The 15,858-nt window shown below is 62.7% G+C and carries 16 protein-coding genes and 1 tRNA gene; 6 read left to right on the forward strand and 11 right to left on the reverse strand.

What is annotated here, in order from left to right:
- Positions 1 to 36: 36 nt before the first annotated feature.
- Positions 37 to 1,788 carry an arginine--tRNA ligase gene (gene argS, locus FR699_RS08630; RefSeq protein WP_154550871.1) on the reverse strand — a complete coding sequence of 584 codons (1,752 nt, stop codon included), beginning with the start codon at positions 1,786 to 1,788 and terminating at the stop codon, positions 37 to 39.
- Positions 1,789 to 1,940: 152 nt separating this feature from the next.
- On the opposite strand from argS, the gene twy1 reads away from it, so the two are divergent.
- The 3 genes from twy1 (at position 1,941) to FR699_RS08645 (ending at position 5,129) form a co-directional block, all read left to right on the forward strand.
- Positions 1,941 to 2,930 carry a 4-demethylwyosine synthase TYW1 gene (twy1, locus tag FR699_RS08635; RefSeq protein ID WP_158855168.1) on the forward strand — a complete coding sequence of 330 codons (990 nt, stop codon included), beginning with the start codon at positions 1,941 to 1,943 and terminating at the stop codon, positions 2,928 to 2,930.
- A 504-nt stretch (positions 2,931 to 3,434) separates the two neighbouring features.
- Positions 3,435 to 4,136 carry a DUF120 domain-containing protein gene (locus tag FR699_RS08640; RefSeq protein ID WP_154550869.1) on the forward strand — a complete coding sequence of 234 codons (702 nt, stop codon included), beginning with the start codon at positions 3,435 to 3,437 and terminating at the stop codon, positions 4,134 to 4,136.
- Positions 4,137 to 4,211: 75 nt separating this feature from the next.
- Entirely contained in the window at positions 4,212 to 5,129 is a 918-nt protein-coding gene (locus tag FR699_RS08645) for a branched-chain amino acid transaminase (RefSeq protein ID WP_158855169.1), read from the forward strand.
- 28 nt (positions 5,130 to 5,157) lie between these two features.
- On the opposite strand, the gene FR699_RS08650 is transcribed toward FR699_RS08645, so the two are convergent.
- Positions 5,158 to 5,799, reverse strand: a complete 642-nt coding sequence (locus FR699_RS08650) for a DUF502 domain-containing protein (protein ID WP_154550867.1) — start codon at positions 5,797 to 5,799, stop codon at positions 5,158 to 5,160.
- A gap of 131 nt (positions 5,800 to 5,930) precedes the next feature.
- Between FR699_RS08650 and FR699_RS08655 the strand changes: the two genes are divergently transcribed.
- On the forward strand, positions 5,931 to 6,848 hold the full coding sequence (locus FR699_RS08655; RefSeq protein ID WP_158855170.1) for a DMT family transporter: 918 nt from the start codon (positions 5,931 to 5,933) through the stop codon (positions 6,846 to 6,848).
- 19 nt (positions 6,849 to 6,867) lie between these two features.
- On the opposite strand, the gene FR699_RS08660 is transcribed toward FR699_RS08655, so the two are convergent.
- From FR699_RS08660 to FR699_RS08695, 8 genes are all read right to left on the reverse strand, one after another.
- A complete protein-coding gene (locus FR699_RS08660; RefSeq protein ID WP_154550866.1) occupies positions 6,868 to 7,116 on the reverse strand; it encodes a hypothetical protein in 249 nt (82 codons plus the stop codon).
- Between the two features lie 241 nt (positions 7,117 to 7,357).
- Entirely contained in the window at positions 7,358 to 7,831 is a 474-nt protein-coding gene (locus FR699_RS08665) for a metal-dependent transcriptional regulator (protein WP_154550865.1), read from the reverse strand.
- Positions 7,832 to 7,935: 104 nt separating this feature from the next.
- Positions 7,936 to 8,631: a TMEM165/GDT1 family protein gene (locus tag FR699_RS08670; protein ID WP_154550864.1), complete on the reverse strand. Its 696-nt coding sequence runs from the start codon at positions 8,629 to 8,631 to the stop codon at positions 7,936 to 7,938.
- Entirely contained in the window at positions 8,628 to 9,326 is a 699-nt protein-coding gene (locus FR699_RS08675; protein WP_158855171.1) for a metal-dependent transcriptional regulator, read from the reverse strand. The genes FR699_RS08670 and FR699_RS08675 overlap by 4 nt, the downstream gene beginning before the upstream one ends.
- Positions 9,327 to 9,397: 71 nt before the next feature.
- Positions 9,398 to 10,219, reverse strand: coding sequence for a hypothetical protein (locus FR699_RS08680; RefSeq protein ID WP_158855172.1), 822 nt, complete (start codon positions 10,217 to 10,219; stop codon positions 9,398 to 9,400).
- A 39-nt stretch (positions 10,220 to 10,258) separates the two neighbouring features.
- Positions 10,259 to 10,735 carry a 6,7-dimethyl-8-ribityllumazine synthase gene (gene ribE / locus FR699_RS08685; RefSeq protein WP_199268307.1) on the reverse strand — a complete coding sequence of 159 codons (477 nt, stop codon included), beginning with the start codon at positions 10,733 to 10,735 and terminating at the stop codon, positions 10,259 to 10,261.
- A 2-nt stretch (positions 10,736 to 10,737) separates the two neighbouring features.
- Positions 10,738 to 11,976 (reverse strand): 3,4-dihydroxy-2-butanone-4-phosphate synthase, encoded by a 1,239-nt coding sequence (gene ribB / locus FR699_RS08690; protein WP_154550861.1) that lies wholly within the window; start codon positions 11,974 to 11,976, stop codon positions 10,738 to 10,740.
- Positions 11,973 to 12,614, reverse strand: coding sequence for a riboflavin synthase (locus FR699_RS08695; protein WP_158855173.1), 642 nt, complete (start codon positions 12,612 to 12,614; stop codon positions 11,973 to 11,975). The genes ribB and FR699_RS08695 overlap by 4 nt, the downstream gene beginning before the upstream one ends.
- A 492-nt stretch (positions 12,615 to 13,106) precedes the next feature.
- On the opposite strand from FR699_RS08695, the gene FR699_RS08700 reads away from it, so the two are divergent.
- Positions 13,107 to 13,619, forward strand: a complete 513-nt coding sequence (locus tag FR699_RS08700) for a DUF411 domain-containing protein (RefSeq protein ID WP_154550859.1) — start codon at positions 13,107 to 13,109, stop codon at positions 13,617 to 13,619.
- Positions 13,620 to 14,451: 832 nt separating this feature from the next.
- On the opposite strand, the gene FR699_RS08705 is transcribed toward FR699_RS08700, so the two are convergent.
- Positions 14,452 to 14,585: transfer RNA gene (locus FR699_RS08705), tRNA-Met, on the reverse strand.
- A 178-nt stretch (positions 14,586 to 14,763) separates the two neighbouring features.
- Here FR699_RS08705 and FR699_RS08710 point away from each other — a divergent pair.
- Entirely contained in the window at positions 14,764 to 15,858 is a 1,095-nt protein-coding gene (locus FR699_RS08710) for a hypothetical protein (RefSeq protein WP_158855174.1), read from the forward strand.

The following is a 15,858-nucleotide window of genomic DNA, read 5'->3' on the forward strand; positions in this document are numbered from 1 at the left end:
CTCAGCCCACTTGCCGTAGCAGCGTCGCCACAATGCTTACATCGAGTCCGGCGCGGCGACGCCGAGGACGTCGAGTGCGTTCGCGATCGTCGTCTGGGAAGCGGCAACTAACGCCAGTCGCGCCTCCCGGCGATCTTCCTCGGCCTCGAGCACCGGACACTCCCGGTAGAAGGCGTTGAACGCTTCCGCGAAGTCACGCGTGTATGTCGCGACGACGTGTGGGCGCAGGTCCTCTGCCGCCTGTTCGATCACGGCTGGGAAGCGAGCGATCTCACGCAGGAGATCACGTTCCTCGGGGGCCGATAACAGGCCAGCGTCGACCGACGCAGGAACCGCGTGTCCGGCCCCACTCGCTTCCTCGAGGATACCACAGCAGCGAGCGTGGACGTACTGGACGTACGGGGCCGACTGGGCCTCGAAATCCAGCGCGCGATCCCACTCGAAGGTAATTCCCTTGGTCGGTTGTTTGGCGACGATATCGAAGCGAACGGCCCCGATGCCGACCTGGTGGGCGATCCGATCGAGGTCTTCCTCGGTGAGGTCGTCGTTCCGGAGACGGTCGTCGAGTCGGGATTCGACCTCCTCGCGAGCGCGGTCGATCGCCTCGTCGAGCAGGTCGTCGAGGTCGATCCCGGTCCCTTCACGGGTGCTCATCCCACCTTCAGGGAGGTTGACCCACGAGTAGAACACCTGATCGAGACAGTCAGTATCGTGATCGAGCAGATCGAGCGTCGCCGAGAGCTGGTCGGCCTGGAGCTTGTGATCTTCCCCGAGTACCGTCACGGCCCGATCGTAGTTGTCGAACTTCCACTCGTGGTGGGCCAGATCGCGGGTCGTGTACAACGAGGTACCGTCCGACCGCAGGAACACGAGGTTCTTCTCGAAGTCCGGAAGGTCGAGTTGCCAGGCATCGTCCTCGTAGACGGCACACTCCAGGTCCCGGAGACGCTCGACGACGTCGTCGGTCGAGTCGTCACGCATGAACCGAGTTTCCTTGACGAATCGGTCGAAGGCGGCTGGCAACCGCTGGAGCGTGTCGCGCATGCCGCTCAAGACCGTATCGACGACCTCGCTGACCCGTTCGTAGGTTTCCTCGTCGCCATCCTCCAAGCCCTGGAGGATCGCCTGGATCGCCTCCTCGGCGGCCTCACGGTCGGCCTCGTCGGCGTCTTCGAGGTAGGTGTTGCCTTTCCGGTAGTACCGGACCATCTCGTATTCGGGCGAGTTCCGTTCGGGTTCGGGCAACTCTGCTTCGTCGAACGTCTCGTAGGCCCAGGTGAACAACGCGAGCTGACGGCCAGCGTCGTTGACGTAGTAGTGGGTCTCGACATCGTTGCCGGCGTACTCGAGGACGCGGGCCAGTGCGTCGCCGACGATCGGGTTGCGCGCGCGCCCGACGTGGACCGGGCCAGTCGGATTAGCACTGGTGTGCTCGACGACGAGCGAGTCACCGGTCGCGGGCAAGCGCCCGTATTCGTCGTCCTGGGCGGCTTCGAGGGTTTCCTCGAAGTACGTCTCTGCGGGCAGGAAGTTGACGTACGGGCCTTGGGTCTCGATGCTACCCAGGTAGGCGTACTCCGTCGGGTCGATCGTTTGGGCGATGTCGGCAGCGATCTTTGGCGGGGGCGAACCGGCCGCCTCGGCCAGCCGGTAGGCGACGCTAGATGCGATCACCGCGGGGACATCCTCGGGCGGGCGTTCGATCCCGAGATCGTCAACGGGGAGATCCAGCGTCGCGAGCGCGTCTTCGAGCGCGTCGGCCGCCGACGCGCGGAACTCGCGGAACATACCTCTGTTTCCCCATCGGCGACTATAGGGATTACGAGATGGGTGAAAGAGTCCCGGATGTCCCAAACGCTCACGCCGACGGGTCCCAGACAGGTGCCACGCCGTTGTGGGTATCCGTATCCTTATCCGGATCGGCAGGCTATCGGGCGTCGATGAGCGATCAGGCCCGCCAAGTCTCCGATCCCGACTACCACAGCGAGGGCCACACTGCTGCCCAGACCTGCGGGTGGACCGACAACGCCCTCCAGGGTGAGGGCCAGTGCTATAAGTACGCCTTCTATGGCATTCGGTCCCACCGGTGTATCCAGATGACACCCGTCGTCCGGTGTAACGAGCGCTGTGTCTTTTGCTGGCGCGATCACGCCGGTCACACCTACGAACTCGACGACATACAGTGGGACGACCCCGAAGCGGTCGTCGACGCCTCGATCGCCCTCCAGCGGAAACTCCTCTCGGGCTATGGCGGCAACAGCGAGGTTCCCAGAGAGCGCTTCGAGGAGGCGATGGAGCCGCGCCACGTTGCGATTTCCCTGGACGGCGAGCCAACACTGTACCCCCACCTGCCGGAACTGATCGAGGCCTTTCACGACCGGGGCATTACGACGTTTCTCGTCTCGAACGGCACCGATCCCGAGATGCTGGCGAAGTGTGAGCCCACCCAACTGTACGTCTCCGTCGACGGGGCCGATCGGCGGACCTTCGACGATGTGGTCAAGCCCGTCGAGGACGAGGCCTGGGGGCGGTTGATCGAGACGCTGGACGTCCTCGCCGCGAAGGACGACACCCGGACAGTCCTGCGGACGACGCTGATCGACGGCTACAACATGCATCGACCGGCGTGGTACGCCGGCATGGCCGCACGCGCGGATGTCGACTTCTACGAGCTAAAGGCCTACATGCACGTCGGCCACTCCCGGGGCCGACTCGACCGATCGGCGATGCCCGACCACGCCGACGTGATCGATTTCACCGAGGCGGTCGGCGAGCATCTGCCCGAGCACGACGTCATCAAAGAGTCGGCCGATTCTCGGGTCGCGATGCTGGCCCGCAAAGAGGACACCTGGGTGGAGAAACTCGCACCCGAGAGTGACTTCTGGGAGCAGGAAGCGGCCGACTGGACGCCGAAAGGCGGGCGGCCCTGAGATCAATATAGCGGAAGTATCGACCAAGCAGATCACGGAGCCCTGAACGACGAAAATCGGCTACTGCATAGAGAAACTGCATCGGCATACCACTGATTCACGCGAAAATCCCAAACTATACTATCACAACGTCGGCACTATGGCGCATGCCCTCCCCCGATTCGCAGCCCAACTGGACGCGTCCGGAATACGTCGCAACTGTCGTCGGTGTCCTCGCTACGGGCGCTCTCGTGTTCTACAGTTCGCTCGCGCAAACTGGCCCGACCGTTGATGAGATTCTGTTTGTTGTATTAGGTATCACCGTTCCCATGACCATCGCTTACGAGGTGGCTCGTCGGTGGCCGTGACCGATACGCGCCCGATACCTTGCTGCTAGTTGACTGAACTCGGAAAATGAGTGAGCGAGTAGACGAATGCGACGGAACTCCCGAGAAAACCGTCCGTGAGAACGCCCGCCGCCCGATCCCGGTGTGCTTATCCGTCGCCCCGGCCAACCGTCTGGCGATGGTCGAACTCCCGGACGAGGACATCGGGTACGCCGAACTGGCGACGCTGAAGCTGTTGGCGCTGGCCGGGGCCGTCGACGGCGACGCCAAGATCTCCTGTGCCGGGCTGGCGTCGAAACTCGACGCCTCGAACCAGACTGCATCCCGCCGGTTGCAGCGGCTCGAAGATGGGGGCCTGCTGGCCCGGGAGATCGTCAGCGACGGCCAGTGGGTCCGGGTGACCGACGACGGCGAACGGCTCCTTCAAGAGGAGTACGCCGAGTATCAACGCATCTTCGAGCACGGCATCGGCGTAACGCTGTCGGGTAGCGTCTCCAGTGGCATGGGTGAGGGTCGACATTACGTCTCGCTATCGGGCTATCACGACCAGTTCGTCGAAAAACTGGGCTACGAACCCTATCCAGGGACGTTCAATCTGGATCTCGACGACCGCAGTGCGCGCGCCCGAGCGCGGATGAACGCGCTGGATCCGGTCGAGATCGAGGGCTGGGAAGACGGGGACCGGACGTACGGGCCGGCGTACTGTTACCCGATCACCCTAGAGAGCGAAAGTGCAACCTACGAGAACGCCCACGTCATCACGCCCGAACGCACCCACTACGACGACGCCGAACTGGAAATCATCGCCCCGGGCCAACTCCGGACCGTTCTCGACGTCGAAGACGACGACGTGGTGACAGTCCACGTCCACGAGCGGTAACGAGAGATTGCAGTAGGTAGTTCCGCCGCCAGCGAAGCGTGAAGACTCTTAACGGAGGGGTCCTAGGAGGGGCGTATGAGTTTCGACGACATGGACGTCGGGACGATCTGGATGGACGGGGAATTCGTCGACTGGGAAGACGCCCAGGTGCACGTCCTCACGCACGGTCTGCACTACGGAACCGGCGTCTTCGAAGGGGTCCGGTGTTACGACACCGAGAACGGGCCGGCAATCTTCCGGTGGGACGAGCACCTCGATCGGCTCTATCAGTCGGCAAAGCCCTACGACATGGAGATCCCGTTCGAAAAGGACGAACTCACCGAGGCCACGATCGAGTTGATCGACCGCGAGGATCTCCCGTCGTGTTACATTCGCCCGATCGCTTTCTACGGCTACGACATGCTCGGGCTGGATCCCGGCGACGCGCCGGTCAAGGTGTCGATCGCCGCCTGGCCGTGGGGGACGTATCTGGGTGAAGACGCCCTCGAAGAAGGCGTCGACGTGGCAGTCTCGTCCTGGCGAAAGTACGCCTCCAGCCAGATGCCGACCAACGCCAAGACCACGGGGACGTACGTCAACAGCGTGCTGGCGAGTCTGGAAGCCGACAGCAACGACTACACCGAGGCCATTCTGCTCAACAAGGACGGCCAGGTCGCCGAAGGACCGGGCGAGAACCTGTTTCTGGTCCGGGACGGCGAGATCTACACGCCCGGCCTCGCCGAATCGAACCTCGACGGCATTACACGCCGGACGGTGATCGAGTTGGTCAAAGAGCAGGGTTATACAGTCCACGACGACGCGACGATCTCGCGAGGTGAGCTGTACACAGCCGACGAGCTGTTCTTCTCTGGCACCGCAGCAGAAGTGACGCCGATCCGGAGCGTCGACGACGTCGAAATCGGGACCAAAGGTCCAGTCACCGACGATATCCAGCAGACGTTCTTCGATGTGGTCGAGTCGGGCGACCGCGAGGAGTGGTTCACGTACGTCTAAAGCGGTCTCGCTGCCTCGAAAACACCGATCAAGACGAGTCGCTTTCGGCTAGTTCTTCGACGTCGATCTGGGCCGCCTGTTCGTCACTCTCGCCGAATCCAGCCGAGAGGATCCGTGTGAGTGCTTCCTCGACGCGCTCGTCGGTCTTCGTATACTGCTCGGGTTCAACCTCGATGACGAAGCCAGTCGTGATGTTCGGGGCCGTCGGTAAGAACAGCACCTCACGCCCGTCTTCGGTCGTTTTCCCCGTCAAAAACGCGGTCATTCGCATCCCGTTCCACGGTTCGAGCTTCACCGGTGCCTGCAACTCGTCAGTCCCAGTCAAGGCAGTCTCGGCTGCCATCTTCGAGGCGTTGTAGACGACGCGAAGCCCCGGCAGTCGGTTCATCAGATCGTCGATCGCCGATTCGACGATCGCGCCGAAGGCCGTTCGCATCAGATAGCCAACGGCAAACACCAGCAAAACGAACACGACGATCGTCAAAAGCACGCCCAGGGGCTCCGGACTCAGATCGATCTCGGCACCGAAGATGAAAAACGGGTCAGGATCGATCCGGATTGGGACGGCCTTCAAGCGGTTGTACAGCCACACCAGGACGACGACCGTCACGAGCAAGGGAGCCAAGACGATCAAGCCGCTGGCGAAATCACGCTTCCACGTCGAAGCCATCGACTCATGTCTGTAGGGGCATCGTAATCAGCCTTCCTGTTGGGCTCGTGACGGGCACGGACGAGTGGTCTCGATCGGCGTGGCTCGACCGAAACGAAAACCCGTGATCCCCACCGATTCGAATCCGAACAGTGCGCTATCGGAATGCCCTGCTGTTCGTCGTGCTGGCCGCGGTCTGGGGCAGTGCGTTCGTCGCGATCAAGGCCGGATTAGCGGCGTTCCCGCCGGTGCTGTTCGCCGCGATCCGCTACGATATCGCTGGGATCCTCGTGTTGGCCTACGCGGCCATCGTGACTGATCCGCTCCCGCGCTCACGGCGTGATCTGGCGGCGATCGCCGTCGGTGCGACGCTGCTGATCGCCGGCTATCACGCGTTGCTGTTCGTCGGTGAGCAGTCGACGACCAGCGCTGCCGCCGCGGTCGTCGTTAGCCTCTCGCCGGTGTTGACGACCGGGATCGCCCGGCTCGCGCTACCCAGCGAGCGACTTGCGAGGACCGGACTACTGGGGGTCGCCCTCGGATTCGTCGGCGCCGTGATCGTCGCCAGCCCGGACCCAACACAGCTGCTTGCCAGCGACGTGATCGGGAACCTGTTGATCTTCGGCGCGGCGTTGAGTTTCGCCGCCGGCAGCGTCCTGACGCGTTGGCTCGACGCCGAGGTCTCGATCGAGACGATGGAAGCGTGGTCGATGGTCGGCGGGGCGGTAGTGATGCACGCGATCAGCGTCGGTATTGGGGAATCACCCGCCGCAATCACGTGGTCACCACGTGCTCTCGCGGCGCTGGGGTACCTCTCGCTGGTGGCAAGTGCGGCCGGGTTCTTGGTGTATTTCGACCTGCTGGACCGGCTGGGCCCGGTCGAGATCAATCTCGTCTCCTACGTCGCGCCGATCTTCGCTGCGATTGCTGGCCTGGTCGTCCTCGACGAGCAGATCGCGCCGGGCACGGCTGGGGGATTCGTGGTCGTCTTGCTTGGGTTCGTGCTCGTCAAACGCGACGCGATCCGGGCAACCTACGAGCGCCATCGGAGCGGTCGGTCGCCCCAATAGCGGCGACCGAAAACGGGAGTTACTCGCGCTGGTAGGCGTGGCCGACGTACAGCGTGAACACGTTCAGGGCCAGTAAAGCGAGAAACGCCGCGGCGGTCGAGGGCTGTTGCAGTCCGGAGACAAGCAGGGGCAACTGGACGAACGGGAGAGCAATCGCAGCCCAGAACGCCACGCCACGGACTGGTTCGAGCAACCAGCGTCGCGAGCGGGCGGATTGTCTCTCGGCAGGCGGTCCGCGGTCAGAGAGTGGAGGTGTTGAACCGGACATTGGGGACACCGTCTATCCAACCCATCGACCGGCATATCCTTATAGATGCCAGAGCCTTCGGGTACTTTCGGGCCGTTTTATCCTCACGAGGGCACGGAGGCAGTCATTTTATAACTGCTTCTGAGAATCGAAGACATTTTATCGAGTGTTTTCACGCGGTTTCAGGGAGAGGGGCAGTAGCAGGCAACGTGGATACTGACGGGACCGCTCGATCGCCAGTCAGAACGCGACAGCGAATCGCTCACTGAGTAGAGATGGTCAGTTGTGGGCACTCGGAAGCCGCGCTCGCTTGGCAGTGCCGGTCACAGCCGTGGTCGACCAGCGACGCCAGGCGGTCGAGGCCTTCCACAGGGAGTTCGAAGCCGATGTGATAGGCACGGTCGACGTCGATATCGAGGCCGAGTTCGCCCTCGAAGAAGCGTTGCGTGACACAACGACGCCACTGGAGATGGCGTGCCAAAGCCTCACCGTCCGCCGTCAGCGTCGCGCCCCGGTAGTGTTCGTGATCGACGAGCGTGCCGGCACCGAATTTCTCGATCATCTCGGTAACGCTTGCGCGACTGACGTCGAGACGTGTCGCGAGCGTGCCAGTAGCGACGCGATCGCGACCGGCCAGCGCACACCGAAACAGCCCACAGAGGTACTTGCCGCCGGTCCGCGTGATCGAGTGGTCCGAAAGCGTTACGCCGTCGTTGGTCTGTCGAGTGCTGGTCATGATGAGCCCCCCAGTCGGCTGTCACAGCGAGCCACGTCGAACTACCACGAACCGACCGATAATCTTTCGGACGATCCTCACGCGCGTAGAATGCACTCGGGGAGTCAGCCGAGCGCGAGGACGAGACTGGAGGCCCCCTCGACGATCGTCTCCCAAACGGAGACATCGACCGTGACGGCGAGAACGGTATCGGCGGCGAAGAACACGAAAATCGCTGCGCCGGCGAGGTGGGCTTTCCTGAGGTTTACCAAGTGGGCAAAGCGATGGAAGACGTAGGCGTTGAGCAGGCTGATGGGGATGATCGCCAGCATCTCGCCAACCCAGATGGCCGAGGTCGCACCGTACTGGGCTGCCAGATCGATCGTGATAAGCTGGGTCTTATCGCCGAACTCGCCGGCGGCCATCATGACGAAGATCGGCACCCAGCCGCCCAGGAGGGGCGGGACGCTGACGCCGAGGATCGACACGTCGAGATCACCCATCGCAGTGACCCCGCCATCGGTCGTGACTGACTCGGCGTCCGGTGCCGGCATCGAGCGGATCAACAGGACGGCAAACAACAGGAACAGGCCAACGGTGAACGCGTCGAGGTACAGTTCCGGGAGGGCAGTCTTGATCGCGTTCCCGAAGAGGATCTCTAATGCCGTCCAGCCGGCAAAGGCACTGCCGGCCGCCGAGACGACGACGAGCGGGTGATACCGCGTCGACAATCCGGCGATGATGAGCTGTACCTTCTCGCCGGGCAGCACCGACAGCTGGAAGGCAAAGGCGACGACGAGAATTTCGAGGTACTCGCTCACAGCCCCGGCACCTCCTCGCTGAGAGCGTCCTCGCCGGCGCCAGCCGAACGCACGTAGATCCGCTCGGCCGTCGATTCCGGAAGCTGGCGGCTGTCACACGCACATTCGAGGATATAGGTCCCGACGGGCGTGATATCGGCGATCGTCAATTCTCGGCCGGGCACGATCCCCTCCGCTTCGAGATAGCGAAGAGTCTCGGCGTCGCGTTCCCGGACACTCGCGACGACGACAGTGTCGCCTTCCCGACAGGCCGAAAGGGGGTCGACATCGGTCTCGGCGGGTGCCTCCAGATCCGCGTTCGGGATCGGCTCGCCGTGTGGGTCGACCGGCGGGTGGTCGAGTTCCTGGGCGATGCGTTCCTCGAAATCCTCGCTGATGTGGTGTTCGAGCCGCTCGGCCTCGTCGTGGACTTCCTCCCACTCGTAATCGAGGTGCTCGACGAGATAGGCCTCCAGCAACCGGTGATGGCGGATCGTCTCGATGGCGATCGCCCGCCCGTGGTCAGTCAACTCGACGCCGCTGTATTTCTCCCGCTCGATCAGGTCCTCCTCGGCCAATTTCTCCAACATTCGCGTCGCCGTCGGCGCCGTCACGGAGAGTACATCCGCGATTGCCGAGGTTCCCACCGGCGGCCCGTCCTCGCGTTCGCACTCGTAGATCGTCTTGAGATAGTCTTCCATGACAGCCGTATCCATGTTGGCCGAAGTTAGATACGTCTAACTCTTAAGCCTGCCGGATGCAAAGATAGAGTTACAGACCGAAGAACTCAGCGCCGGCCGGGAATACCGGCGCGGTCGAGGAACGTCTCGGCGTCGAGATCGAACCGCAACGCCGGCTTTCGTGTCAGCGCCACCGGATCGGCGTCGGGATCGACCAGATTCCACTCCTCGGCGATCCGATCGATGAGATAGTAGCCCGCCCGTTCGTTGCCCGGTTTGACGTACTTCTCGCTCAGACGAATGGGATCGCGTTCGAACAGTCCGCCGGGTTCCCGACCCGCGACGATGACGACGTATTTGCCCTCGGCACCGTGTCGGTCATGATAGAGAACGCCGTCCACAGCCCGTTTCGCGTGAGCGTTCTCGGCGTGTTCGGCGAGCAGTCGTCGCTGTTCGTCGCGGTCGAGACCCTCGGTACTGACGACCGACTCGACGGTGAAATAGCCGATCAGGTAGCGGTGTGGATCACCACCATCGGCAGGTGCCAGCCCGGCGTAGAACCCGACGATATCGCCCGGATCCAGGGCCTCCAGTAGCGGGACGTAGCGCTGTCTGCGGTCGACACTACCGCGGTGCTCGCCGTAGGTCATCGCCTCGAAGTTCGGGTCCCGGTGGAGCGGCCAGTCGGCGATCCGGTCGCGGTCAGTGATCCAGGACTCGTCGCGGCCGGGCGCAGGTCTGATCTTCGAAAAGAGATCGGCGGCGACACCGCCCTCGCGCAGTTCCCAGGCCCCGACCGTGTCGCGCTCGTCGGTCGCGTCCGTCTTCTCGGGGATGGGAATGTACTCGAACGTGCCGTCGTCGTACAGCGGGAGATTACGGCCGACGTTGGACTGATCGGCCCCGACGCCGGCGAGAACGACTGTCATGGGGGGAGGACGACGGCCACGCGCAAAGTTCCCGCGGCCTCAGAACTCGCCGAGCAAGTCGGCCATCTCGATGGCACTCTCGGCGGCCTCGCTGCCCTTGTTGCCCTGCTTGACGCCCGCCCGATCGATCGCCTGCTCGGTCGTGTCCGTCGTGAGCACGCCGAACGTGATCGGGACGTCTGTGTCCAGGGTCGCCTTGGCGACGCCCTTGGTAGCTTCGTTAGAGACGTATTCGAAGTGTGGCGTCTCCCCGCGGATGACCGCGCCCAGGGCTATCACGGCGTCGTACTCGCCGCTTTCGGCCATCTGCTTGGCCATCAACGGGATTTCCCACGAGCCCGGGACACGGGCCACGTCGATGGCGTCCTCGTCGGCCCCGTGACGCGTCAGCGTATCCAGGGCGCCATCGAGCAGCTTGCCCGTAATGAGGTCGTTGAAGCGGCTGACCACGATACCGAATTCGCGGCCGCTCGCGTCCAGTTCGCCTTCCAGTTCCGTCACTTCGTAGTCTGTCATGGCTAGTCGGTGTTGAAGACGTCGAGTTGATGGCCGAGCTTTTCGGCCTTGGTTGCGAGATACGATTCGTTTTCCGGATTGGGCTCGATCTCCAGCGAGTCGGTCTCGACGTCGAAGCCAAACCGCTGTAAGGCCGTGATTTTTCGGGGGTTGTTCGTCAACAGACGCACCCGGTCGAGGCCGATATCGTGGAGCATCTGAGCAGCGGCATCGAAACGCCGTTCGTCGGGTTCGAACCCGAGTTCACGGTTGGCCTCGACAGTATCGTAGCCCTCTTCCTGGAGTTGGTAGGCTTTGAGCTTGTTCAGCAAGCCGATACCCCGGCCCTCCTGGTCGAGATACAGCAAGACGCCACCCTCCTCGCTGATGCGGGCCATCGTCTCCTCGAGTTGGAAGCCACAGTCACACTTCAGCGAGTGCAACGCATCACCCGTCAGGCACTTCGAGTGGATGCGAACGAGTGGGCGGTCAGTCGCCGGATCGATATCCGCGAGGTTGGCTAAGGCGACGTGGGTTTCACCACGATACTCGTAGCCGTAGAGATCGAACTCGCCAAACTCCGTGGGGAGTCGGGTCTCGACCTCGCGGGAAACCAACGTCTCGTTCAAGTAGCGGTACTCGACGACGTCCGCGACAGTCACGATCGGCAGATCGTGTTCCTCGGCGAATGCGAGGAGACGGTCCTCGCGGGCCATCGTGCCATCGTCGTCGACGACCTCACAGATCACGCCCGCAGGCCGATAGCCGGCGATCCGGGCTAAATCGACCGCCGCTTCGGTGTGGCCGGCCCGGTCGAGAACGCCGTCGGCTCGGGCTTCCAGGGGGAACACGTGGCCCGGCTTCTCGAAGTCGGACGGGTCGCTCTCGGGATCGGCCAGCGCCTGGACCGTCTCTGCGCGGTCGTACGCCGAGATGCCAGTGCCCGTCGAGCCGGCATCGACCGAGACGGTGAAGGCGGTACCCATCTCCTCGGTGTTCTGCGAGCGGGGCACCATCTGTTCGAGCCCGAGGTCGGCAGTCAGCTCCGGGGCCATCGGCGCACAGACCAGCCCGCGCCCGTCCGTGAGCATGAAGTTGAGCTGTTCGGCGGTGGCCGCCTCGGCCGGGACATAGAGGTCACCCTCGTTTTCCCGGCCCGCCTCGTCGACGATCAAGACCATCTCGCCGGCTTCGAGTGCGGCGATCACGTCATCGATGTCGTCGTAGCGGGATCGATCGCGGTCGGAATCGACGATACTCACTGTCTGCCCTCCATTGATGCTAATTTCTCCATGAGATCACCAGAGCCGGTCTCGCCGCTGCCGGCCAGTCGTTCGAGATACCGGGCGATGACGTCGACTTCGATGTTGACCGCATCGCCGACGCTGGTCTCCCGGAGGAGCGTCTCTTCTTCGGTGAAGTCCGTGATCGAGACCCGAAAGGTTCGATCGACGTCGACGACGGTCAAACTGACGCCGTCGATAGCGACCGACCCTTTCGGGGCCAGGTACGGCAGTACGTCTGCTGGGGGCCGGATCGAATAGATCCGGGCTTTCTCTTCGCGGCGGAGATCCGTTACGACGCCAGTGCCGTCGACGTGGCCCGTCACGAGGTGGCCGCCAAGTTCGTCCGACAGCGCCAAGGCTGATTCGAGATTGACTGGGCTATCCGGGCCGAGTTCCTCCAGTGTCGTCCGCCGGTAAGTCTCGGGTGTCACTTCGACGGTGAACGTCTGGGCCGCCCGGTCGACCTCGACGACGGTCAGGCACGGACCGTTAACGGCCACGCTGTCGCCGAGTTCGGGTGCGATCTCCTCGCTGTGAATCGTCACCACTAACGCTTCTGCCCGTCGATCGATCGCCTCGACGGTGCCGACATCTTCGATTATACCCGTGAACATCGCTTGCCCCCATGACTGGATGAGTCAGTCTGCGGACGGTCACTCCGACCGACCGTCGCCGGTCGCCGTCCGTCAGGTCGCTTCATTCCGTTCGTGCTTAGTCACACGCCCGTATAAAATAATTGGAATCGATCCCAATTGTGAAGGTAGCCAGTATCGCTCGTGATTGTTGAGGGTGGGCAGGCGATAGCTGTCAGAACGGGCCGTTTCTACTACCGTCGTGCTCAGAGTGGCAACGGCAAGACCATCCCAGGGTGGGTGGACTTGGGCGCACGTACCGTCGGCCGTCACGCGACTTACACGCTGAGACGTGCCGACAACTCCGGCTACCGACCCACACGAGGTCGCGAAGTCACCGCGCTCTCACGGCCCGTTTATGTCGATCACTCTTTGGAGAAGCAGGTTCGAACCCCACGCCGTCTTTGGATTCTTGTTCCCAGATTGTGAGGACAAGCGGTGCGTATTAGACTGCATCTCCGCTACACGAAACCGATGAGACCGACACAGACTCGACGGCAGTTTCTCACAGCGGGTGGTAGCGCCGTAGCACTCGGCGTTGCCGGGTGCCTGGGATCGCCAAGCGGGGACGACACAGTGAGAGCCGACGATCGGGCCAGCGAGACACCACTGTCGGTGAGTGGCGTCAAGCAGTACAATTCACCCGGTTGTAGCTGCTGTGAACAGTACGCATCGTACCTCCGTAAGAACATCACCGGTGACGTCACCGATACGGTGCCCGCAGACATCGCCGCGATCAAGCGTGACCACGGTGTACCCGCGGAGGTCGAAAGCTGCCATACGACTCTCCTCGGAGACTACGCCGTGGAGGGACACGTCCCTGTACCAGCCATCGCGACGCTTCTCGAAGAGTCGCCGGCGATCGACGGAATCGCACTCCCAGGGATGCCACCGGGGTCGCCCGGGATGGGCGGGACAAAATCCGAACCGTTCGTCGTCGAGAAATTCGTCGACGGAGAGACAAGCGGACGCATGGGGACATTCTAACTGCGATCGCGTTCCCCCTCGCCGACCGGTCGTCGAACGGCGATACTCACGACGACCGGCTCGTGTAGATCACAGATTGCAACTCGAAACCCTGGACTGGCGTAGCCCCTCGATGCCCGCTTAGTCGCTGGCCGGCACCCACGCTACTTCAGGCGGACTTTTCGTTCGCTGTATCTGTTACGTTGCCGACTGCGATCACGAACGCGAGACGCTACCGTAGCGGGTGTGAGGTATCAAAAGGGCCGCAGACACAGGGTGTCTGTTGTGGACTATGGGTGGACAACCTGTAGCTCGCGGCCACGAAATCGTTATTTACCCCAGTACATGAAAGTTTCGAAATATTTCCGAGACAAGTTAGCACACGTACGCCGACCAGACAGTCACGTTCTGAATAAGATGGCCCAACCGGGAGGATCACTAGCGCCGCCGTGAGAGAGTCTGTTCAGCCTCTCGTCGCTGCAATCGATGGGTTCGCGTACAGGGGGGCGGCCGACATCGGGTCACTGACCGGCGTTGTCGGGTTCGGACTTGTGATCGCTGGAACGGTCTCTATTCTCTCAAGGAGCCGAAGTACGTGGCCCTCGCTGGCCGTTCTCACTCTCGTTGTGCGATGGCTATCGATAGCGTGGTGTCCACGAAGCGGCGTGAGTCTGGAAACAATCCCGAAACGCTGACCATCCCTTCTTCGTGGATAGACGAGGTTACAGAAGAGTGCCCGGGGAGGGCTACCGAACGACGAGAACCCGAATATGTCTCTCCCTCAGAGGATTCTCCGCCCGCCACAACGCATTCTCAGAGCAGTGGCTCGCCGACGCGAGCCACGGATAAAGTATGCCCGGGGAGGGCTCCGAACCCTCGATCTCCGCATAACCCAGGTCCGAGGGGACGACCCTCGAGGGCATGCAGACGCACACACGTGGAAAGACCCTATGAGTGCGGCGCTATGTCCAGCTAAGCCACCCGGGCGCGTTTCTGGATTGCGCAAGGGGAGTCTTTAAGCTTCTCATCTTCGAGTCGCCGGAGGGGGCGCCGACCGGAACCCGGCCAGTGGCTGCAAGGACCAGCCCCTCGACAGCCCGACTGGAAGTGCCGGCCAACGCCGTCTACCCGCGGATTTAAGCCGCCGGACTGGCACACCTTGAGCATGGAGATTCCAGACCTCGTCCGGGAGGAACTCGGTGACGAGGAACTTCGGGCAGGCGTGCCGATCGGCGACGAGGACGTGGTCTGTGCGACCCCTTCACGGACGCTCGTCTACAACGCCGAGGGACTGTTGAGCGACGAACGCGTCGATGCGTTCCCCCACGACGCCGACCGCCTCGAACTCACCGAGGGACGGCGCAAGACGACGTTCGAGTTTACCTACGTCGACGGGACGCGTTCGTTTTCTGTGCCCGGCGATCACACGCGGGACGTCCTGACGCTCCTGCTCGAAGGGATCCTCAAGACACACGGCGTCATCGCTGCTGGAGAGTCGGTCGTCGGGGCCTTCCGGTTTAGTGAATTGACACTGGTAATCGCCGAAGACCGCCTCATCAGGCACATCGGCGCGACTGTCTGGGACGACGACTTCCAGACCTACGCCTACGAGGATCTCACGGGCCTGGCTTTCGAAGAGGGGAGCGTCGCCACCGAGCTCGTCGTCTGGATCGACGGCCGGCCCCAACGCATCAAGACGCCACGTGACGACGCACGCCTCGTCGAGGAGACACTCAAGACGGCCGTCTTCGAGTACTACGACGTGGCGACGCTTGCCGAACTCGATCGTATCGTCGGTGTCGACGACGATCCCGAAACCACTCCAGACGGGAACGACCTCGGACTCGGCTCGGACATCGATCCCCTCGTCGCCGAGGGCGACGCCACGGAGTCCCCGGCAGAGCCAGCGACCGATACGGACGCCGGGACAGACGTCGAAGCGACACCCCCCACAAGCAACCCCGACCAGACAGAACCACAGCAGACGGAGCAATCGGCGGCCGAGACGAGCCAAAGCGTGGCCGACGACAGCCCCATCGACACCGATATCGGCGACGGCGAGCGTGGCAGCCCGGACCGCAACGACGAGTCGCTTGAGGTATCTGCCGAGCCAGATCCCGCGGTTGCGACCGCCAAAGAAGTCGAAGAGCTCCGAGAACAGATGGACGAACTCTCGACGGCGGTCGACCGACAGAACCAGCTGCTGAAAAAACAGCACAACGCCATCAAGGAACTGGTCGAGCAGTTGCGCAACCAGTGA

The organism is Halorhabdus sp. CUG00001, from assembly GCF_009797925.1.
Classification (GTDB): Archaea; Halobacteriota; Halobacteria; order Halobacteriales; family Haloarculaceae; genus Halorhabdus.

What these genes read in the sequence shown, in the direction of transcription:
- argS (WP_154550871.1), bottom strand. Translation starts at nt 1,788, where the DNA reads ATGTTCCGCGAGTTCCGCGCGTCGGCGGCCGACGCGCTCGAAGACGCG.
- twy1 (WP_158855168.1), top strand. Translation starts at nt 1,941, where the DNA reads ATGAGCGATCAGGCCCGCCAAGTCTCCGATCCCGACTACCACAGCGAG.
- FR699_RS08640 (WP_154550869.1), top strand. Translation starts at nt 3,435, where the DNA reads ATGGTCGAACTCCCGGACGAGGACATCGGGTACGCCGAACTGGCGACG.
- FR699_RS08645 (WP_158855169.1), top strand. Translation starts at nt 4,212, where the DNA reads ATGAGTTTCGACGACATGGACGTCGGGACGATCTGGATGGACGGGGAA.
- FR699_RS08650 (WP_154550867.1), bottom strand. Translation starts at nt 5,799, where the DNA reads ATGGCTTCGACGTGGAAGCGTGATTTCGCCAGCGGCTTGATCGTCTTG.
- FR699_RS08660 (WP_154550866.1), bottom strand. Translation starts at nt 7,116, where the DNA reads ATGTCCGGTTCAACACCTCCACTCTCTGACCGCGGACCGCCTGCCGAG.
- FR699_RS08665 (WP_154550865.1), bottom strand. Translation starts at nt 7,831, where the DNA reads ATGACCAGCACTCGACAGACCAACGACGGCGTAACGCTTTCGGACCAC.
- FR699_RS08675 (WP_158855171.1), bottom strand. Translation starts at nt 9,326, where the DNA reads ATGGATACGGCTGTCATGGAAGACTATCTCAAGACGATCTACGAGTGC.
- FR699_RS08680 (WP_158855172.1), bottom strand. Translation starts at nt 10,219, where the DNA reads ATGACAGTCGTTCTCGCCGGCGTCGGGGCCGATCAGTCCAACGTCGGC.
- ribE (WP_199268307.1), bottom strand. Translation starts at nt 10,735, where the DNA reads ATGACAGACTACGAAGTGACGGAACTGGAAGGCGAACTGGACGCGAGC.
- FR699_RS08695 (WP_158855173.1), bottom strand. Translation starts at nt 12,614, where the DNA reads ATGTTCACGGGTATAATCGAAGATGTCGGCACCGTCGAGGCGATCGAT.
- FR699_RS08700 (WP_154550859.1), top strand. Translation starts at nt 13,107, where the DNA reads ATGAGACCGACACAGACTCGACGGCAGTTTCTCACAGCGGGTGGTAGC.
- FR699_RS08710 (WP_158855174.1), top strand. Translation starts at nt 14,764, where the DNA reads ATGGAGATTCCAGACCTCGTCCGGGAGGAACTCGGTGACGAGGAACTT.